The sequence below is a fragment of the Planktotalea sp. genome, from assembly GCF_965659345.1.
Lineage (GTDB): Bacteria > Pseudomonadota > Alphaproteobacteria > Rhodobacterales > Rhodobacteraceae > Planktotalea.
On the sequence record NZ_CBFHVK010000031.1, the window covers coordinates 1 to 19,055 of the forward strand.

General features: G+C 52.2%; 15 protein-coding genes and 3 pseudogenes. 8 read left to right on the forward strand and 10 right to left on the reverse strand.

Annotation, left to right across the window (positions count from 1 at the left end):
• The first annotated feature begins 150 nt into the window (after positions 1–150).
• On the forward strand, positions 151–441 hold the full coding sequence (locus ACTG3Z_RS16680; RefSeq protein ID WP_439144143.1) for a zf-TFIIB domain-containing protein: 291 nt from the start codon (positions 151–153) through the stop codon (positions 439–441).
• A gap of 136 nt (positions 442–577) precedes the next feature.
• Here ACTG3Z_RS16680 and ACTG3Z_RS16685 read toward each other — a convergent pair whose 3' ends face one another.
• Positions 578–1,081, reverse strand: coding sequence for a hypothetical protein (locus ACTG3Z_RS16685; RefSeq protein WP_439144144.1), 504 nt, complete (start codon positions 1,079–1,081; stop codon positions 578–580).
• A gap of 606 nt (positions 1,082–1,687) precedes the next feature.
• Positions 1,688–2,224 (reverse strand): histidine phosphatase family protein, encoded by a 537-nt coding sequence (locus ACTG3Z_RS16690; protein ID WP_439144145.1) that lies wholly within the window; start codon positions 2,222–2,224, stop codon positions 1,688–1,690.
• Between the two features lie 345 nt (positions 2,225–2,569).
• Between ACTG3Z_RS16690 and ACTG3Z_RS16695 the strand changes: the two genes are divergently transcribed.
• Together ACTG3Z_RS16695 and ACTG3Z_RS16700 are read left to right on the forward strand one after the other, a co-directional pair.
• Positions 2,570–3,760 (forward strand): MFS transporter, encoded by a 1,191-nt coding sequence (locus ACTG3Z_RS16695; protein ID WP_439144146.1) that lies wholly within the window; start codon positions 2,570–2,572, stop codon positions 3,758–3,760.
• A 126-nt stretch (positions 3,761–3,886) separates the two neighbouring features.
• Complete coding sequence (locus ACTG3Z_RS16700) at positions 3,887–4,531, forward strand: glutathione S-transferase family protein (protein WP_439144147.1); 645 nt, start codon at positions 3,887–3,889, stop codon at positions 4,529–4,531.
• 81 nt (positions 4,532–4,612) lie between these two features.
• Here the strand turns inward: ACTG3Z_RS16700 and ACTG3Z_RS16705 are convergent, their stop codons facing one another.
• The 3 genes and pseudogenes from ACTG3Z_RS16705 to ACTG3Z_RS16715 form a co-directional block, all read right to left on the reverse strand.
• Positions 4,613–4,933 carry a hypothetical protein gene (locus tag ACTG3Z_RS16705; protein WP_439144148.1) on the reverse strand — a complete coding sequence of 107 codons (321 nt, stop codon included), beginning with the start codon at positions 4,931–4,933 and terminating at the stop codon, positions 4,613–4,615.
• Positions 4,934–5,132: 199 nt separating this feature from the next.
• Positions 5,133–5,387, reverse strand: a complete 255-nt coding sequence (locus ACTG3Z_RS16710) for an SDR family oxidoreductase (RefSeq protein ID WP_439144149.1) — start codon at positions 5,385–5,387, stop codon at positions 5,133–5,135.
• A 42-nt stretch (positions 5,388–5,429) separates the two neighbouring features.
• A pseudogene (locus ACTG3Z_RS16715) lies at positions 5,430–5,579 on the reverse strand (IS481 family transposase); the annotation flags it as partial.
• Between the two features lie 443 nt (positions 5,580–6,022).
• Between ACTG3Z_RS16715 and ACTG3Z_RS16720 the strand changes: the two are divergent.
• The 4 genes from ACTG3Z_RS16720 to ACTG3Z_RS16735 all read left to right on the forward strand — a co-directional run bounded on the left by ACTG3Z_RS16720 (position 6,023) and on the right by ACTG3Z_RS16735 (position 10,328).
• Entirely contained in the window at positions 6,023–6,805 is a 783-nt protein-coding gene (locus tag ACTG3Z_RS16720; protein ID WP_439144150.1) for an IclR family transcriptional regulator, read from the forward strand.
• Positions 6,806–7,126: 321 nt separating this feature from the next.
• The gene (locus tag ACTG3Z_RS16725; RefSeq protein WP_439144151.1) at positions 7,127–8,122 is read left to right on the forward strand and encodes a taurine ABC transporter substrate-binding protein; all 996 of its coding nucleotides are present in this window, start codon (positions 7,127–7,129) and stop codon (positions 8,120–8,122) included.
• A gap of 92 nt (positions 8,123–8,214) precedes the next feature.
• Positions 8,215–9,021 (forward strand): ABC transporter ATP-binding protein, encoded by an 807-nt coding sequence (locus tag ACTG3Z_RS16730; RefSeq protein WP_439144152.1) that lies wholly within the window; start codon positions 8,215–8,217, stop codon positions 9,019–9,021.
• The gene (locus tag ACTG3Z_RS16735) at positions 9,018–10,328 is read left to right on the forward strand and encodes an ABC transporter permease (RefSeq protein ID WP_439144153.1); all 1,311 of its coding nucleotides are present in this window, start codon (positions 9,018–9,020) and stop codon (positions 10,326–10,328) included. Before ACTG3Z_RS16730 ends, ACTG3Z_RS16735 begins: the two co-directional genes overlap by 4 nt.
• A 193-nt stretch (positions 10,329–10,521) precedes the next feature.
• Here the strand turns inward: ACTG3Z_RS16735 and ACTG3Z_RS16740 are convergent.
• The 5 genes and pseudogenes from ACTG3Z_RS16740 to ACTG3Z_RS16760 all read right to left on the reverse strand — a co-directional run.
• Positions 10,522–10,839, reverse strand: a pseudogene (locus tag ACTG3Z_RS16740) (integrase core domain-containing protein); the annotation flags it as partial.
• A 297-nt stretch (positions 10,840–11,136) separates the two neighbouring features.
• Entirely contained in the window at positions 11,137–13,455 is a 2,319-nt protein-coding gene (locus tag ACTG3Z_RS16745) for a TRAP transporter permease (RefSeq protein WP_439144154.1), read from the reverse strand.
• Positions 13,456–13,608: 153 nt separating this feature from the next.
• Complete coding sequence (locus tag ACTG3Z_RS16750) at positions 13,609–14,598, reverse strand: TAXI family TRAP transporter solute-binding subunit (protein WP_439144155.1); 990 nt, start codon at positions 14,596–14,598, stop codon at positions 13,609–13,611.
• A 214-nt stretch (positions 14,599–14,812) separates the two neighbouring features.
• Positions 14,813–16,156 carry a sigma-54-dependent transcriptional regulator gene (locus tag ACTG3Z_RS16755; RefSeq protein WP_439144156.1) on the reverse strand — a complete coding sequence of 448 codons (1,344 nt, stop codon included), beginning with the start codon at positions 16,154–16,156 and terminating at the stop codon, positions 14,813–14,815.
• Positions 16,153–18,027, reverse strand: coding sequence for a sensor histidine kinase (locus ACTG3Z_RS16760; RefSeq protein WP_439144157.1), 1,875 nt, complete (start codon positions 18,025–18,027; stop codon positions 16,153–16,155). Before ACTG3Z_RS16760 ends, ACTG3Z_RS16755 begins: the two co-directional genes overlap by 4 nt.
• 124 nt (positions 18,028–18,151) lie before the next feature.
• Between ACTG3Z_RS16760 and ACTG3Z_RS16765 the strand changes: the two are divergent.
• Positions 18,152–18,965, forward strand: a pseudogene (locus ACTG3Z_RS16765) (IS5 family transposase).
• Positions 18,966–19,055: the final 90 nt, after the last annotated feature.

Consider the following 19,055-nt stretch of genomic DNA (forward strand, 5'->3'; position numbering starts at 1 on the left):
AGTACCGTGGCTGTAGGCTAAATCCGTCTGGGGTAAGGGGGAGATCGGCCTCAGACCGATTTGTGCAACAAAGCCATCCAACTGTATCACCACAATCTGTTCACTAACCACACCAGCATCTTCAATTTCTGATAGCGAAAGAGCACCCTTATGCCCCTAATCACATCACCAATTGATGGCTCTCCTATGCAGGAGATTCAGCGCTACGGTGTCAAAATTGATGTTTGCACCACTTCAGGCGGGATCTGGTTGGATCGCGGCGAGCTTGAAAAGATTATCATGGCGATAAGAGAAGAAGCATTGACTGATAGTGGCGTAGCCGCCGAAGACGCGTATAGTGACGTACACTACCATGAACAGCCTCAAAGGACGCAACACACACGTCCAAAACGTCGTAAGCGCGACAGCATGTTTGACAGCATTCTCGATATATTTGACTAGGATATCCCCTAGTCTAGGTCGGCATAAGGCGCGTGTCGGTCGATGCGTGCTTTATTAAACGGCACCATCTGCCAAGCCGTTTAAATCGATTTCCAGCCGCCAAGATACAGTCATGCGATGACATAAATTTAGCGATCTAGGATACGGCCAGAATTGGTCCGTTGAGAAGGCGCCTCAAATCACCGAAATATCCATCAGATCTTGCCGGCAATGTCGGATCTGAGGTTATGGCGAGCGCAAGGTTACGATCACGATGCGCTGCGATAATCTGGCCTCCGTAGCCACGACCCAAGACATAGCCAGAGCGTGTCAAGAACCAGCCATACCCATAAGCCAACCCCGACCAACGCGACCGGGTACGAACAACCGTCGATGCGTCGATCCAGTTTTGGGCGATAACTTGATTTCCGCCAAAGCGACCTTTGTCTCGCATCAACATGGCAACTTTTAGCATAGCCGTCGGGCGCAGCGCCATTTCATTGCCACCCATGAAATACCCTTGGGGATCACGCGTCCATGGCGGAAAATCAATTCCTAGCGGAGCGCCTATCCTGTCACGTGCCTGAGCCAGAAGGCTCAATCCTGTCGCATCGGCCAAGGCCGCGCCAAGCACATGTGTGGACCCCGTCGAATAGAGCATGCGCCCCCCCCCGGTTTATCAACCATGGGCCGCGTCAGCGCATCGGCCACCCAGTTGGAGGAACTCACCCAATTGCCATAATTCCCACCAGACGTTCGTTCTAGCCCAGCTTGCAGCGACACCAAATTTTCCATCGTAATATCAGCAATACCTTGCGTTGCATTGCTTGGGATAAGGGAGGGGGCCACTGCGCTCAGGGTAGCTTTAACACTTTCGATTTCACCACGCTCAATCGCAGCCCCAAGCAGAAGCGCCACTATGCTTTTTGAACAAGATTTGATGTTCGCCGCGCGATCGAGTCCTGCTCCCCTGACAGCCTCTGCAAACACCAGATCTTCTCCCTTCATAACCTGAAGCGAGTGAAGCTGTGGCAGCTTTGCGATGGCGGAACGCAGGTCGTCACTTTGGGCGCGTGCCACAAAGGGATATGTGAGTGCTGCACCCGTAGAAAAAAGAAATTGGCGTCGTCTCATAGCGAATAAGCTTCATGATTAGCGCGGATAGATCAAGCGAGCATGGCTCACGATCGCGTGCTTGACCTTGGCGGGCTTTGCGGCTTTCAAAAGCGGTCCAGCCCATGCTTGTGTCTGACGAGATCCCTTTAGATCATGGGTTGATCAGTATGGAGCCGATGACTTCAAGATTGTCGCCAGTCAAACGAACCACGAGAGCTTCGCCCGATCTCGTACTTTGCCCGGTGAACGCGCGAATATTCACTTGGTGACTGACGATCAAAACCTTATTTTGAGTCACTTTTAGAAAATCAATAACCTCCGATGTCTGTGCCTCGCGAGTGCTAAAGTCTTTGAAGAAGGAATTCAGGGCCGGACGATCAACAACTCGGCCAACGTCAAGCAACTGCGCTGTTTCGCGGGTGCGACACCATTGGCTGGTCCAAACTTCGTCAAACTCAATACCATGGTCTCGAAATGCTTCGCCTATCTTTCTGGCTTGTTGTTGCCCACGTGTGTCGAGATTGCGTTGTGTTTCGCAGGCATTTAGACGAAAGTTTGCAGGATCACTGGTGCCCGGTGCCAAGGCATGTCGCATCAACGCGAACGCACCTGGCTCGCGCAGCGCATCCCAATCGTTGGCCCATATGATCGTGGGCAAGAAAAGCAAAACCACAAGTGTTCTGAACATTATTTGTCCCTTTCGACTGTGACGTTTCCAGCAAGTCGCTTCGTTTATACTAGCGTTCTATTTTGTTCGAAGTCTGTTCAGTATTTATGCGCATGATGTGCCAAGCTCGAACGGCGATGCGTTGGTAATATGTTTTTATTGTACAACAAACGTAGTTCATAAACGCCTCGAAGAAAGTCGGCGTAAGGCTGTTTAATCGCTAAGCCAAAAAGAAATATCAAATCGTAAAGTCCCGCGCTTTGCATTTTGTGTTCAATAAGGGACGCGCTCTGGGTTAGGACCCATCGACATTGCGACGTGCAGGCGTCAGAACTTATCCGGTTGCAGGCCAGCAAAGGAAATCTCATGGTTGATCGTCGTTACACGGTACTGTTTGGCGCCTGTTTGACACAGTTTGTGGTCATCGGAATGCTATTTTCCTTTGGCTTGTTCCTTCCGTCCCTAGAGGCCGAACTTGGCTGGTCGCGTACTTTTCTGTCCACCTGTTCAGCGTTGGCTTTCTTCGCGATGGGCGTTCTAGCGATGCCGGGTGGGCGATTGAGCGACGCGCTCGGCCCGCGCATCGTTCTCGCCTGCACAGGCACGCTTTATGGTGTTGGCTTTGTGCTCATGAGCCAAGTCACCGAGCAATGGCACTTGCTACTGATCTTTGCCACCTTTGTTGGACTGGGTTTAGGCAGCCATGACGTCGTCACACTATCAACGATTGCGCGCTGGTTTCCACGTCGGCGCGGCACCATGAGTGGAGTGGTAAAAGTTGGCACCGCCATCGGCCAGATTGCATTGCCGCCAATCGCTGCGCTGCTCATCGTCTCTTTTGGCTGGCGCACTGCAATTTTGACGCTGGGCATCGCGGCATCTGTCCTGCTGCTCGCTGCAGCACTTTTGATGCAGCGCCCGCCGACACCAGCGGCTGGCACCCCTAACGTGCTCAAGGGCCACAGTTTCGCAGAGGCGCGGCGAGGGCCGTCCGCACGAATTTTCTGGACGCTTTGCGCAATTCAATTCTTGTTCTTTCCCACGCTTGTATCAGTGCCACTTCATTTGGCCGTGCATGGCATGGATTTAGGCATGACCCAAACGCTCGCCGCGACATTGCTTTCGGTGATAGGTGCTGCCAGCATTGCTGGCCGCTTGATCATGGGCGCACTGGTCGACCGGATCGGTGGCAAGATGGCTTATACGATCTGCCTTTTGGTTTTGCTTGCCGGCCTCGTTGGCCTTATTTTGACAACAGCCCATGGCGCGTTGTTCGCTGTCGTAGCGATCTATGGCTTTGGACACGGTGCTTTGTTCGTCGTGGTTTCACCCACAGTGGCAGAGTATTTTGGTATGCGTGCGCATGGTGCAATCTTTGGCACCGTGCTGTTTTTCGGCACATTAGGTGGCTCTGTCGGTCCAATTTTGACTGGCTGGGTGTTTGACAATTTTGGCAGCTATAGCCCAGCGTTCATCACATTGACGCTATCTGCTGCCGTCGCACTTTTATTGGTGTGTACCTTGCCAAAACCAGAAGGGCTGACACAGGGCGATTAGACAACACCAAGCGCATCAGTACCAGGTGAAAGTCTAAAAGAACTGCAGACTTCCAAGATTTCCACTTTGCATCTATGCCTGAGGCCACGGCATTTGCTGAAAACCTAACGCCAAACAAAGTGATATATGCTCGTCTATACCTCTGATCATTCGCTCTATTGCGCCAAGTTGCGCATCTTACTGCGGCATAAAGGGCTATCCTTTACAGAAGCATCACCGCCGGGCGGTGGCGGATCTTCTACATATCTGGCGCTTGTGCCCTCGGGCAATATTCCTGCACTCGTTGATGGGGGCCTGACACTGACAGATAGCGAAGCGATTGCAGAATATTTGGAAGAAAAATACCCAGAAATTCCGATGTTGCCAGACACGTTGGTTGCACGTGCAAAATCCAGAGAACGCTCTCGGTTCGCGGATACGCGATTAGAACCTGCTTTGCGACTGACTTTCCCGCATGTTGATCCGAAAACGCGTGACGCCGCGGCTATCAAAATTGCACACGCCCAAATTAATCTGCGATTGCACGGACTGGGCATAATGTTGGAGCGATCGGAATTGCCACGTGACCGGCTTTGGATGGGGGATCCGGGCACTATTGTAACGCTTGAATGGATTGCCCTTTTTGAAGGGACGATTGTGCCCAAGTTGGAATGGCCAGAGGTAGTTCAAACCTACCGCTCAGACATGCTGAAGCACCAAGCTGTGGCCGAAGAACTCACCGCATATCGCCCTGCAATGCTTCATTACATGCAAGAAAAAGGCGGGCTTTAAACTAAAGTTCGTAGGTCGAATTTGTTACAGTCATTCATCAATCACACTTTGTTGGGGCAGCCAACTTAATGCAGCGCGCCCTTATCGTGGCCGCTTGCCGCGCCAAATCAGTGACTTGTTATTGAGCTCATACAGGTCCACGCGATTAGCAATAATGGCTTCGCACAAATTGATCGCATGAACAGCCTGATCCTTGGACAGATGTTTGTAAGCGGGACGCGCAAGGTGTTCGAACCAAGGCCCACCACACACGTTGTCCAAGACGATGCGTTGAAAACAGTGGTCGTTCACGACGGGCCGGCTAACGCTGCCTTCACGCGCCATTCGTGGCATCACTTCTTTAGTCAACACCATGTAACGGCTCACGATGTCGGCCATGCGGTTTGTCAGATCTTCTGTCATTATGGCAAACTCCGCTTTCCAGCTCACTAAGATAGGCATTGCAACGAACTAAGTCGCGGCCGCAAACGATCAAATCTTCAAATCTGCCCAACAAGTGCTCATGTCAGACCGATCCAAGTTCATCTTCCTGTCTCGAAACAAGCATGTTTGCGAGAGACACCTGACTTGTTAAATCGAACGCGCTTTCGAATCCGCGTGTTTAGATAAACTGTTTGCCACCATCGATAACGAGCGTCTGACCTGAGGTGTATTTCGAAAGATCCGACGCGAGATAAAGAACGCCACCGCTGATATCGTCAACCTCGCCATTACGTTTAAGCGCTGCGCGATCGGTCCCGTAGGTTTTTGCATCCTCTATAAGGGTTATGCTGGCGTCAGTTAGCGTAATCCCAGGTGCGATAACGTTGGCACGTACATTGGCACTGCCAAGTTCCTTTGCCATCACGCGCGTCATCGCGATTTGTAGCCTAGACGAACCTGCGGGACACTTGCCGAGTTACTGTAGCTTGTCTCTGAGAGCTTCGTAAGGGGGCTGGCCGTTGTGCGCGCCGTGCGGTCTGCCGAAGTTGTAGAACCGCTCCCATTCGTCGAGTCTGGCCCCGAGATCGACGTCCCCTTTGTAACTGAGGAGCTGATAGATCTCCTCAACTCTAATTTCAATTCAGTTGGATGGAACTTAGCCTGTCTTGCCCAAATCGCCTCAAACTCTTGCAGTAAATGCTTTCATTCAGGAAAAAATTCAAAGTTTCCCATGGCACCAACACTTTGCAGATGCCTTCTAACGCGCACTGATGGAGTTCTACCCAAGAGCCTGCCATCTTTCATACGGTTATAAAGGAATTCTCCATATGTCCGCGCCGTCATTGCACTCATTTGGGCATCCAAGCTCGCTGAGGCTTTTTTTACGAGTCCGCTCTCACTATTTTTTGTGTGTGGCGACCTCATGGTTTGATATCCGCGCCTTTGCTTCAAACGCCGCCCCTCAGTTTCATAATGCAAAAACATATTTCAACGGGTAAACATTGCTGCTTTGATGTGAACAGCACAACGCCGTCAGCATGATGGCAGATTAATCAAAGGCGCAATCGTATGCAGAGTTCCATTGTCCAGAAACTTCTCGCGGTTTTGACAGTGATCAGCGAAGCTCAAAAACCGCTGACGTTCTCCGATGTTGTTGAGCGGACGGGACTAAACAAAAGCACGATCCACAGGCTCTTGGCGATTGGAATCGAAGAGCGAATGCTGCGTTTTGAAGCTCAGAATAAAGTGTATTTGCTTGGTAACCGTGTGTTTGATTTAGTTAGAAACGCTTACAACGGCTACGATATTCAAGAGATTGCGTTGGGCGAAATGATACGTCTGAACAAACGCTTTGATGCAAATGTGACTTTAGGCGTGCCTGCAGGCAATGAGGTGACTTATCTACGTGTCCTCGAGTCGTCCCAAGCATTGGGAGGAGTAAAGCGACCAGGAATGCGCGAACCGATGCACTGCTCTGCCTCTGGTAAAGCACTCTTAGCGTTTTTGCCGTCAAAAATCTTAGATGCAAAGCTGAAGGACTACAATTTTGAGAGCTTCACTGAACGCACGATCACCAACGCGAAGCGCTTCAAAGAAGAACTGAAGTCAGTTCGCTCAAAAGGATTTGGTCAGAATGATAGGGAAGAGTTCGAACACTTCCTTGGAATATCAGCACCGATCTTTAACTATTTGGGCGAACCTATTGCGGCGCTAAACATATGGTCGTCGCACCCACGGCACAAAATTCAAGAATTGGCTGGCTGGAGCGATAAGCTGTTAGCATCCGCGGGCAGCGTCACAGAAATGATTGGCGGCATTGCGCCAGATATAATGAGGTCTGACGCGAATTGACCGCGTAAAATCACAGCCTATTCACGTTCTTTTTCGACTTTGTGCTAGCACCTAGGTTATTTTGGACTGATAGTTGGGTTTAAACTGGTACGATGCTACGGATGCTAAGGTGCCGTAAGCTTTGCTTGGGGGGATATGAATCAGTCAACTTGACTAAGCGAAGTTCCTAGGCGATCAATTTTTCTCTGCATGGTGTAAATCGTGTAGAAATGCGTTGACCAAAAAGGCGCTTCACAAATATTCTTGCTTTGCGAAATTATAGTTTTGCAATGTGAAACTAACGACGTAATCAAACGTCAACCTACCAACTTGGAGAAGAAAATGAAAAAGACAATTCTAGGCGCAGTTCTTGGCGCTACAGCAATGCTGTCCGGCACGACTGCAATGGCCGATGGCCATGGTGAAATCACTGTTGGCTACTTCCTTGAGTGGCCTATGCCATTCCAATTCGCAAAAGCTGAAGGCATGTACGACGAAGCGCTAGGCGCGAAAGTGAACTGGGTTTCCTTCGACACAGGCACAGCAATGTCCGCAGCAATGGCGTCCGGTGACGTTCAGCTCTCCGTATCGCAGGGTATCCCACCCTTCGTTGTTGCAACTTCTGCTGGTCAAGACCTTCAGGTTGTCGACGTTGCGGTGTCCTATGCTGAGAATGACAACTGCGTTGTTGCCGCTGCACTTGAGATCGACAAAGATTCTGCGGGCGAGCTTGCTGGCAAGAAAGTTGCGGTTCCACTCGGCACAGCCGCGCACTACGGTTTCCTCAAGCAGATGGACCACTTCGGTATTGACGTAGGCGGTTTGACAGTTGTGGACATGGCACCAGCAGAAGGCCAAGCGGCTTTGGCGCAGGGGTCTGTTGACATGGCATGTGGTTGGGGCGGTGCGCTTCGTCGCATGAAAGAGTCTGGCAACATCCTTCTGACAGGTGCGGAAAAGATGGAGCTCGGTATCTTGGTATTCGACGCAACAACAGCGCCAACGTCCTTCGTTGCAGAGAACTCCGACATGGTTGCGGCGTTCCTGAAAGTCACAGCCGACGCAAACGCAATGTGGGCTGACGAAGCAATGCAATCCAAAATGCTTCCTGTGATCGCAAAAGACGCGGGTATGTCAGAGGAAGACGCTGCATCCAGCCTGTCCACATTTGAATTCCCGGACGTCGCAGGTCAGTTGTCAGACGCTTGGCTCGGTGGCACAGCACAAGAGTTCATGAAAGGCGTTGCAGACGTCTTCGTGGCAGCCGGCTCCATCGACGCGGCGAAAGCATCTTATGCTGACAACGTAAACACAGGCCCGCTTGAAGCAATCAAGTAAGCCTACTGAATGCGAGGCGGGTACCTTTATGGGTGCCCGCCTTCTTTTTCCTACAATACCCCCGCTCCTGAGCTAGGAGCAGAGAGGATCAGATGTCTGGACTCCAAATAGACAACATCTCGATGCGCTTTGAGTTGCCAAACGGTGGCCACGTCCAAGCGCTCCAGAATGTTTCCCTTGATATTAAATCCGGCGAATTGATGAGCGTGCTCGGGCCTTCGGGCTGCGGTAAGACAACGCTTTTGAACATCGTTGCAGGTTTCTTAGCCCCGACTGAGGGCAATATCATTCTCAACGACAAAAAGGTTGTCGGGCCAAGTGCCGATCGCGGCATGGTCTTTCAGCAAGGTGCGTTGTTCGAATGGATGACCGTGCGTGAAAACGTAAGCTTTGGCCCTGACATGAAGGGTGTCAGCCGCGCTGAAAGCAAAGAGAACGTTGAGCATTTGCTTGAGGTTGTCGGCCTTGCAGACTTCAAAGAGAAAGCAATCTACGAACTTTCAGGTGGTATGCAACAGCGTGTAGCGCTGGCGCGATGCCTTGCTAATGATCCTGATGTGATTTTGATGGACGAACCTCTTGGTGCCTTGGACGCGTTGACACGCGAAAAAATGCAAGGCTTGGTCCTAGATCTATGGCGTGAGACAGGCAAGACGATCATTTTGATCACTCACTCAGTTGAGGAAGCGTTGCTGTTGGGTGAACGCTTGTTGGTTATGGCCCCACGCCCTGGCCGCGTTCACAAAGAATATCGCCTACCGTTCGCTGATCTTGGCGTTGGCAATGATCTACGTGAGGTGAAAAAGCACGCGGACTATGGCAGCACGCGCGAAGAAATTCTCGAAATGATCTGGAGCATGGAAGAAGAAATCATGGGCCGGACGGAGGAGTCGGCATGACCGGATTACTAGTCCTCGTACTTTATCTTGTAGCCTTCTTTGGCAGCTACGCTATTCTTTCGCGCTTATTGCAGAAGTATTTCCAGCGCGAAGGTTTCAATTCGCTCAAGACCGTGACGTTCGGCGACGAAAGCGCTGTTAACGCCAACCGCATCGCCTCGGTCATTTCCATTTTGACAGTCTTTTGGCTTTGGGTCGCGTTCACCAACTCGACCATTCCCTTGCCAAAGCTGCCTGGTCCGTTTCAAGGGGATGCAACTTTCACTTACACAGTAACGCAAGAGGATGGCACCAGCGATGATGCGACCGTCACTGTGCGTGTGTATCGTGAAGATATTCAGCAAACCGTTGATAGCGAAGGCAATCCGGGACGCGAGCCTGCGGTGCCCGAAATTGAACCAGGGGACGGTTTCGCCAAGAACGACTCTCTGACAGCGGCTCGCTATAGCTTTAAGGTTATTAACGTTTGGAAAAACGATGAAGTCTCCAAGAAAGAAGGCTCCAAGATCACAGCATTCAACGGTCAAGCGATTGAGCCAGGTGGTAGTGTTAAGATCCCTGAGGGTACAATTGGTTTAACCGACAAAGGTACGCCAACTTTTGCACCCGCGGCGGGTTTGCGCATGCAGCGTTTGTATTTGCCTGCTCCCGAAGTCGTGCTTCAGCGTTTTATCAACCTGAACCGTGAGGGCTATCAGGGCTTCACACTCTGGGAGCACACACGATACTCGCTTCAGCGTGTTTTGCTTGGCTTCTTGTTGGGGTCTTTGATCGGCATTCCGCTTGGCTATGCGATGGGTCTGACGAACTGGGCACGTGGTTGGTTTGATCCGATCGTTGAATTTATGCGCCCCGTTCCACCGCTTGCTTTGATCCCTTTGATGATCATTTGGTTCGGCATCGGTGAAACATCCAAAGTGATCTTGCTGTTCCTAGCTGCGCTCTGGATTATGATTATCGCTGCGCGTTCCGGCGTGTCGGGTGTGGCCATTGCCAAGGTCCATGCGGCCTATTCTTTGGGGGCGTCCAAGTGGCAAATCCTGAGCAAGGTTATTGTACCAAACTCACTGCCTGAGATCTTCACAGGAGCACGGGTTGCAATGGGCGTTTGCTGGGGCACAGTTGTTGCGGCGGAACTCGTCGCGGCGGAAGTTGGTCTTGGCAAGATGATTGTTGTTGCCTCCAAGTTCCAACTTACTGATATCGTTTTGGTAGGTATCATTCTGATCGGCATCATCGGCTTCTTGATCGACGTAGGTGTACGCGCGCTGGAAACTTGGCTCGTGCCTTGGAAGGGTAAAGTATAACACTTTTCCAATTCTGATGCGAAAACTAGGGGCCCTGATGGGCCCCTTTTTAATGAGCTCAGATTTGAACATACCAAAATTGCATTGGTAACATTTTGAAAGTTGCTTAGCGTACCAATGACTTCGAAAAGGCTGACGATGTGCACCTGCCCCCAACCTTGGACCACCTGGGTCTAGATATTTCCGGCTTTGGTCAGATTGGTGGGCTGGTTTCACCGTCTGATTTTACGAGCGTGATCGCAGACTTGTTTCCGATCGCACTGTGGGGCCGTTCCTCGTTGTAGTATCTACCACTGTCTGGCAAATGATGCTTGCATCATCGAGTAGGGCCAAGGCTCCAACTTTTCTCCGGCATCTGCAAAGCTCAAGAACCAATGCGCGTTCAGACATTCCTGACCCACTTACCGTTGAGTGCTGCGATGAAGGCATTGTCTGTTGCCTTGACTGGTCTGCAACAATCTAGGACTGCGCCCTCGTGGTAAGCTCACAGATCAAAGTCCTTTGAAATAAAAGCCTTTTATGCGTCCGCGAATTTGGATGCTTTCATCGCGCCCAATCCTTCTTCAAGCCAGGAAAATAGCAGTCGTAAAACTGTTGGATCGTCCCGATAGCCTAAAGAGCAGCGGTTCAGTCCAACACAAGCGCTCATCAAAAAAGTTGCGGACAAAACGCACCCGCGTCCTTAGTTAAAATACTGGCGAAGCATTTTTTGATATGAATTTCGGGAAGCTTTTGCAGAGAGTAATTAATCGCATCAAACACCATAGAAAAGAACAGGGCCGCTTCGAAAAGCGGCCCTGCTTCGTTATTAATCGGCGGAGCCGCGTACAGGGATTGGCGCTTCAGGATTGGGTTGGAAGACCTTCTGGGCCAGCCATGCACCAGCGACAATCGCGATTCCGATCACATCTGTGCCAAGGCCACCTTCAATCATGAACAACGCCGCGACGATAATCGCCAAACGGATAAACCAAGCTGCTCGCTGGCCCCAAAACCAGCCTTGAACACCAGCCGATAGAAGGAACACACCAAAGACAGCTGTCACACCTGCACGCCCAACTTCGTACCATGTCCCATCCATCAACAGCGCGGCGTTATAAAAGAACATGAACGGAACGATGAAAGCAGCGATCCCGATCTTGAAGCTGGCGACACTGGTCGACATCGGGTTCGCTCCTGAGATACCCGCCGCCGCATAGCTGGCAAGGGCCACTGGTGGTGTAATCGCCGAGACGACGGCAAAGTAAAACACAAAGAAGTGTGCTGTCAGCTGCGGTATGCCCAGTTGCACAAGTCCCGGTGCCACGACAGAGGCCGCAACAGCATAGGCCGCCGTTGTCGGCATGCCCATGCCCAACAGGATTGCGATGCACATCGCAAAGAAAAGCGCGATCAGTTGGCTGACGCCCGCCAGATCAAGCAATACGGACGAGAATCGTGCACCTACACCTGTGAGAGAAATCACACCAACAATGATGCCTGCACAGGCACACACGGCGATGATCTGGATCGACATCACTCCGGCGAGCTCGAATGCTCTCCAAATTTGGCGCGGGCCCATACCGGACACTGCCGCGTCTGGCAGGCTATTGGGGAACACACGCACCATCACAACGGGCATCCAACTGATAACTGCCGCAGCTATTGTCGCAAGTGTTCCAGCCCTGATCACCGAATATCCCATAAACAGTGCTGCGATCAGGATCATGATTGGCAGGAACAGATATACCTGACGCACAAGTTTACCAAGCTTCGGCAATTCATCTTCGCGCATACCGCGCATGCCCAATTTGGCGGCTTCAAAGTCGACCATAAAGTAGACAGACACGAAATATAGGATCGCGGGGATGATCGCAGCAATGGCGATTTCCTGATAAGGGATGCCTGTAATTTCTGCCATGATGAAAGCACCAGCGCCCATGATAGGTGGCATGATCTGCCCACCTGTTGAGGCCGCTGCTTCAATCGCGCCCGCAGTCTTGGGTTTGTAACCGACCTTTTTCATCAACGGGATCGTAAGGGAGCCGGTGGCCACAACGTTGCCCGCAGACGTGCCATTGATCATGCCCATAAGCCCTGATGCAAAGATCGCCACTTTGGCCGGACCGCCACGTGCGCGACCTGCTGCTGCAAATGCGAAGTTGATAAAATAGTCACCAACTTTGGACGCCTGTAAAAAGGCCGCAAAAATGATGAACAGAATGATATAGGTTGAGGATACGGCCGTCGTTGGCCCAAGTACTCCGGCATCTGAGTAAACATGGCCGAAGAAACGCTGCCAGCTATACGCGCTTTGAACTGCCAGAATACCCGGCAGTAAGTGCGCCGTAAACGTGTACACGAGGAAAACGCCGGTGATGATGACAAGGGCTAGGCCTGCGACGCGACGCGTCAATTCAAGGATCAACGCTGCCCCTGCGGTGGCCGCAAAGGCCACACCAATTGGCACAAACGGCGTTCCAACAGAGTTGCGTGCGGCGGTGCCGTAAATAGCCATCAAGTAGGTGGCGACGGCGAACGCGCAGATCGCAAGCAAGATATCTGAGGCCCGAAATCTATTGCGCGGCGCTTTTTCAAGCCATCCCAAGATGATGCCCCCAAAGGTCGCAACCAACAGCGGTAGACCAAAATAATAGACCTCTTGGCTGTAAATCGGTGTTCCTGCAAATGCGGGCCATGTTGTGAGACCGCCCATTTCCGGCAAATCGCCACCAGCAATCACCGACGCGAACCAGAAGCTCACCAGAAGGGCTGCGATGGCAGGCACCATTAAGGCGTAAGAGAGTTTATCCCAAGGACCTGAATTTGGTTTCTCTTCGGTGTCCGAAAAGAGCATCGCATTGTAGAGCAAAAAGCCCAGCGCGAGGGCACCGGAAATGTGGAAAATGCGGAAGTTCCAAGTCTCCATCGGAAACTGCGGAAGCAACGGGATGGTGACGCCTGTGTACGCGGAAATAGAGACTCCGTTAAGGGCGGCCATGTGAAAAAGCGCATAAAAAGCCCCGAAAGCCGCAACTGCCTGAAGACGCCAACCATCATATAGACGACGATTGCCTTCAATCGGCTCTTCGTCGACGCCTTCAGCGATCAGCCCATCATCTTCTGCTTTTGTCGTTTCACGAACCATTCTAGATCCCCCCGCAAAGTGACACTGCGCATGTGGCAGGCGTCCTTTGAAAAATTATGGAAAATACAGTCTTCAAGGGGATCCGCTCCCCGACGCGAAGACTAAAACGTGTAAACGGCGCGCCCTTGAATGGGCGCGCCGTCAGGTTGTCGATTAGTTACCGTAGGTCATGTCGGCAGGGATTTCCGCGCCAGCATTTTCAGTGAACCATGCCGCCGCACCTGGGTGCCACATCATCACAGTGTTTTTGTCCCAGTTCTCGGGCAATGTTGACCGTGCTGCGCGGTGAATGTTTACCATACGCTCGTTGTCAGACATAACGACGTCGACAGCTGCCTTCACAAAGCTTTCGGGCAAATCGCAGTTGGCAATCGCGAAGTTCCACATGGATACGGAGCGTGCAGGTGCTTCCAACGTCGTATAGCTGTCAGCCGCGATGTCATACTGAGACACGGGGAAGGCTGCCATGATCTTGGCTTGTTCTTCTTGAGTGAACTCGATGATGTTCACCTCTGTCTGAACTTCGAGCTGGCTCACCGCAGGGACCGGAACGCCGGCCGCGAATGCGATCACGTCCAGAAGACCATCCTGAAGCTGGCTGCCGAGGTCGGACCAACCACCATTTCTGCGATCAAATTCAACGCCCAGCTCTTCCATCATGCGTGGGAAGTAAGTGTCGGATGTCGAACCCGCAGGGCCGAAACCGATGCGAGCGCCCGCTGGAATGTCAGCAACGCTTGTAATGCCGGAAGAAGACAGAGCCGTTACAGAAAACGGTGTCTGATACATCGGGAACATCGCGCAGGCATTCGTCATCTGAAGCCCCGGTGCGATTGGGTTCGTACCTGCAAGCGATTCCGCTGCTGGACCCATTGTGGTCATACCGAACTGCGCGTCGCCTGTGTGAACAAGCGCCATGTTCTGCATGGGTCCACCTGTAACTTCGCCACCGCCAGACAGTTCCAGCTCTTCTGCGACCAGATTTGCCCAGCCCGCACCATAAGCGAAGTAGGTGCCACCTTGTGACGCTGTACCAACGGTAAAGCTTTCTGGCCAACCAGTGCGGTCCGCATGGCCGTCTGCAAAGGCAGCGCCTGCAAGTGCAGTGCCGACAACAAGCGTAATTCCTGCTAGTTTTGTCATTTTCTTTCCTCCCAAAAGGTATGTTTTCTGTGCAACCCGGCTATGCATTAGAGCGGGGCTGCATCGATGGCTTATGGGAAAAGCAGTTTACGCCAACCACGTTAGCGCAATCAAAACTGTCATTTTTTAAATTTCTGAAACCGGTGGGTCGCGCAGGTAACATCCGGCTAAATTCAGGGGTCGATTTCAACCCATAGAGGCATGGCTTACGGCACTAACTGGCGGGATCTGCGAAGCTGCTCTTGTCCAATCCGTAGCGCGTCATCTTTTCGTACAACGCTTTTCGAGAGATTCCCAACGCTTCGTATGTGTCTTTCAAACGCCCCTCATGGGCTGTCAAACTGGCCGCAATAAGGGCACGCTCATGATCGGACATCCGGTCTGACAAAGACGCTGATGGGGCATTCTGAGTGTCGGAGCCTTCGGGCAAACCCAACACAAAGCGTTCCGCCGCATTGCGCAGTTCCCTTGCATTTCCTGGCCATTCGCGCGCAGCAATCGCATCCAATGTCGCCCCCGGTACATGCGGAGCCGGAAGGTCATAGCGATCAGCAACCTGTCCCACAAAGGTCAGGAACAAGATAGGTATGTCTTCGCGCCGTGCGGCCAGCGTTGGCATCTGCAAGGTGACAACATTCAGCCGATACAAAAGATCGCCTCGAAAAGTCCCGTTTGCAACCGCCTCTTCCAGATTGGTTTTCGAAGCTGCGACGAAACGAACGTCCAGGTCTATCGGATCATGTGATCCGAGCCGTTGGATTGTCTTATTTTCAACCGCACTTAACAGTTTGCCTTGCGTCGCCATTGGCAGACTGTCTATTTCATCCAGAAACAACGTCCCGCGCCGTGCATGTTCAAATCTCCCGATGCGCGTTCGCAACGCCCCTGCATGTGCCCCTGCCTCGTGGCCGAACAATTCGCTTTCAATTCCGTCAGCCGGCAATGCCGCGCAATTGATAGCAATGAAGGGGTTGCCTGCGCGCGGACTATCACCGTGAAGCGCCTGCGCCGCGAGACCTTTGCCCGTCCCGGTTTCGCCGACGATCAGTACATTTGCGTCTGTTGCGGCGGTTTCGCTAATTTGTTTGCGCATCCGGTCCATCGCACCACTGAAGCCGCGAAATCTGTCATGCGCGCGCAGCGCAGACTTTACCTGCGAGCGTAACTGCCGGTTTTCAAGTGTCAGACGACGCATAGCCAAGGCGCGCCGCACCGTATCGATCAAACGTTCCGGCTCATACGGCTTTTCAATGAAATCATAGGCCCCGTCGCGCATCATCGCCACTGCAAGTTCAATATCACCGTGCCCGGTCACCAATATAACGGGGATCTGCGGGTCTTTTTGCAAGACAGCATGCAAAAGCGCCACGCCGCCCATGCCCGGCATACGCAGGTCAGTAACAATCACACCCTCAAAATCGGGAGCAATCTGTTCAAGCGCGGCTTCAGCGCGATCGAAACAGACACAATCTATCCCCGCCAACTCCAGCGTTTGCTGTCCCGCAATACGCAACAGTTCTTCGTCATCAATAAAATATACCGTCTTGGCTTCGGTCATTCAGCCACCTTTTGTGCGGTTGGGTCAACACACCGCGTCAGCCAAACGGAAAAGATCGCCCCACCCTCAGGGTGATTCCGCCCGGTTAGACTGCCGCCAAAGTCTTTGACGATGTTGTAAGAAATCGACAGCCCCAGACCCATCCCCTGCCCAGGCTCTTTGGTCGTGTAGAACGGATCAAACAGCTGCGCAATGTTCTCTTGTGTCATTCCAGTCCCTAGGTCACGGACCTCGACGCAAGCAGTCGCGGCATCTATTTTCACGGTCATGTCGATGCATTTTTCGTCTGTGTTTTTCATCGCATCAATAGCGTTGCTCAGGAGATTAACCAGAACCTGCTGAAGGCGCACCTGCCCGCCCTGAACCCATATTTGGTCATCAGGCTTTAACCAATTTACGTGACACCCGGCCCCACGCAATTTCGGTTCAATAATGGCAAGCGCGCTTTCAATCGCTTGGTTCAAGAGGACTGGCTGTGTCTTTTCGCTAGGACGACGTGCAAAATTGCGTAGATGAGTCGAGATCGCCACAAGCCGATCCACCATGTCATCAATCATCCCAACATTTTGCCGAACTTTTTCAGGCTCCCCCCTATCAAGATAGGCAAGCGCGTTGTTTGCAAAGGATTTCACTGCCGTCAGAGGCTGATTGAATTCGTGACTGAGCGCTGCCGACATCTGTCCAAGGGCTGCCAGCTTGCCCGCCTGAACAAGTTCAGTCTGGGTTTGTCGCAAACGGGTTTCAGCGTCTCGCCGCTCTTCAACCTCTTGCATTATATTGCGATTGGCCTCGTTCAGCTCTGCTGTGCGCTGCGTGACTCGCTGCTCCAACTCCTCTTTCATGGAAAGGGCCGCTTTCATGCGTTCTTGCAATTGGACGCGGCGCTGAATCACAACAATGACGATCAATCCGGCGAGTAAAAACAGTGTTGCCGCCAAACCGATGGTGGTCATCGCCCTGTTCCATGCAGGCCCTGTCGGTGTAAGGAGCCAGACCTCCCATTGGGCGTCGGGAATGGCTCTGGTTTGCACAATAAACTCTTCGGTTTGGTTTTCATCATCCGTAACCACCCGTCGGTTCAGATTGTCCCCAAAAGACGATTGCGTACTTTCCAACACGCCAAGCTGATCAATCGGATACTTGCGTGTTGCCTGGATCGCGACGCGCGACTGCGCGGTGAGTGGCGCAAAACTGCGAAAATGCCATGCTGGACGGTTTGACATAAAGACAACACTGTCATTGTCCACGACTGCAATGACGTTGTCCCCAACACCCCACGCCTCCTCAAATTGATCTACCGTAAACTTCACAGCCAGCACGCCAATCACATCTGGCCCGTCACGCACGGCTTCGGCAAAAAAGTACCCGCGCTCTCCGGACGTCGTTCCAAGTGCAAAAAACCGTCCTTGGGCCCCGCTCAGCGCATCTGTGAAATATGGACGATATTGAAAAGACTGCCCAATAAACGTTCGGTCTTTCCAATAATTACTGGCCGCAATGGTCAGACCCGAACGATCAAGGAGAAATACGTCAGACAAGCCGACAAGTTCAGCCGTCTCTTCGAGATCGGCATTCACGCGCGCGATAAGCTCTGCATCGGACGGCTTTCGCAACGCACTTATCACCTCCGGCCGTTCGGCAATGAGCGTTGGCAAAGCTTCGAACCTGCGCAATGATCCATTCAAACCTTCAACCGCTAAAGTCAGTGTCGCAGCTTCTTTCTGTGCCAACTGCCCTAGATAGGCGCGCTCCAGAACAGGAAATAGAAAAAACATCGTAGCTGTGAGGATGCCAAAAGCACCAACCATGAGAAGCGCGACAGAACGCGCCTCTTTTTCAAGATGGTTTTGTTTGAGGCTTTGTAAAAACATAGTGGAGTGTTGAAAGTATTAGACGCGGGTAGCAAGCCATAATTAGAGTCAGGATCCATCAACTGATTGTGCTTGTGGTGCTGTAGCGTTTCAAGACCCCAGTTTCTGGGGATATGATACGCATATGGAGCGTCTACAGCCTTGCTTTCCAAAGAGCCGTGGTCGCGCTCGCGTAGATGAAAGACGTGTGTTGAGCGGCATTATTTTCATTAACCGCAATGGGTTAAGGTGATGCGATGCGCTTTCAGTGTATGACCCAACTTTGACGCTATATAACTGCTTGATGCGTTGGGGCGGTATGGGTGTGCTTGCCCGTATCTTCATGGGGCTGGCCGAGCAGGTTTCCGACAAAAAGACTATCTCTATCGACGCCTCCTACCCACTGCCCGGCGATCGCTGCTTGCAGCGATGAAAAGGACAAAGCACATCGCACGGCATCCAGCCTGCAATTGAAAACTGGGAGGAGAGAACGCCTGATCCACCGCCAGACAGGGTATCGCGAAGCGATGTCCCGAGAGGGGGCTGACCAAGGGTGGCATGAACACAATGCGGCATGCGGTTACAGATACCTACGGCCGCCCGGTTCGATTGTCTATCAACTCAGCGCACGCCAGCGATTATACTGAAGCTGCCGCCTTAATGAATGGCTTGCCCAAGGCTGGATGGCTCCTTGCCGAAAGAGGATATGAAGCAAGGTTCCGTAAAACCCTTGTAAGCAAGGGTACTAAGCCCTGCATTTCCAGTCGCAAGTCGCGAAAGACGACCATCAAGAATGACAAGCGTCGTAACCGCCTCTTTCGTCGTTGCAAGCAACGCCTGTCGGGCAGTGGTTCGGCTGGCTCAAGGATTTGCGAAGTATCTCAACCCTCTACGACAGATCCCCAAACGTATTCCTCACCCCAATCGATCTCGCCGCTACCGTAATCTTCCGGTTATAAGTCCTGACACCCTGTGGCAGGTTGGAATTTATGATTGATCGCATCGACTGCGACAGTTGAACCATAGCGTTTGGTGACGCTTAACAGTTC

Excerpts from the sequence above, each read along its gene's own strand:
- ACTG3Z_RS16680 (WP_439144143.1), top strand. The coding sequence starts at position 151 with ATGCCCCTAATCACATCACCAATTGATGGCTCTCCTATGCAGGAGATT.
- ACTG3Z_RS16685 (WP_439144144.1), bottom strand. The coding sequence starts at position 1,081 with ATGCTCTATTCGACGGGGTCCACACATGTGCTTGGCGCGGCCTTGGCC.
- ACTG3Z_RS16690 (WP_439144145.1), bottom strand. The coding sequence starts at position 2,224 with ATGTTCAGAACACTTGTGGTTTTGCTTTTCTTGCCCACGATCATATGG.
- ACTG3Z_RS16695 (WP_439144146.1), top strand. The coding sequence starts at position 2,570 with ATGGTTGATCGTCGTTACACGGTACTGTTTGGCGCCTGTTTGACACAG.
- ACTG3Z_RS16700 (WP_439144147.1), top strand. The coding sequence starts at position 3,887 with ATGCTCGTCTATACCTCTGATCATTCGCTCTATTGCGCCAAGTTGCGC.
- ACTG3Z_RS16705 (WP_439144148.1), bottom strand. The coding sequence starts at position 4,933 with ATGACAGAAGATCTGACAAACCGCATGGCCGACATCGTGAGCCGTTAC.
- ACTG3Z_RS16710 (WP_439144149.1), bottom strand. The coding sequence starts at position 5,387 with ATGACGCGCGTGATGGCAAAGGAACTTGGCAGTGCCAATGTACGTGCC.
- ACTG3Z_RS16720 (WP_439144150.1), top strand. The coding sequence starts at position 6,023 with ATGCAGAGTTCCATTGTCCAGAAACTTCTCGCGGTTTTGACAGTGATC.
- ACTG3Z_RS16725 (WP_439144151.1), top strand. The coding sequence starts at position 7,127 with ATGAAAAAGACAATTCTAGGCGCAGTTCTTGGCGCTACAGCAATGCTG.
- ACTG3Z_RS16730 (WP_439144152.1), top strand. The coding sequence starts at position 8,215 with ATGTCTGGACTCCAAATAGACAACATCTCGATGCGCTTTGAGTTGCCA.
- ACTG3Z_RS16735 (WP_439144153.1), top strand. The coding sequence starts at position 9,018 with ATGACCGGATTACTAGTCCTCGTACTTTATCTTGTAGCCTTCTTTGGC.
- ACTG3Z_RS16745 (WP_439144154.1), bottom strand. The coding sequence starts at position 13,455 with ATGGTTCGTGAAACGACAAAAGCAGAAGATGATGGGCTGATCGCTGAA.
- ACTG3Z_RS16750 (WP_439144155.1), bottom strand. The coding sequence starts at position 14,598 with ATGACAAAACTAGCAGGAATTACGCTTGTTGTCGGCACTGCACTTGCA.
- ACTG3Z_RS16755 (WP_439144156.1), bottom strand. The coding sequence starts at position 16,156 with ATGACCGAAGCCAAGACGGTATATTTTATTGATGACGAAGAACTGTTG.
- ACTG3Z_RS16760 (WP_439144157.1), bottom strand. The coding sequence starts at position 18,027 with ATGTTTTTACAAAGCCTCAAACAAAACCATCTTGAAAAAGAGGCGCGT.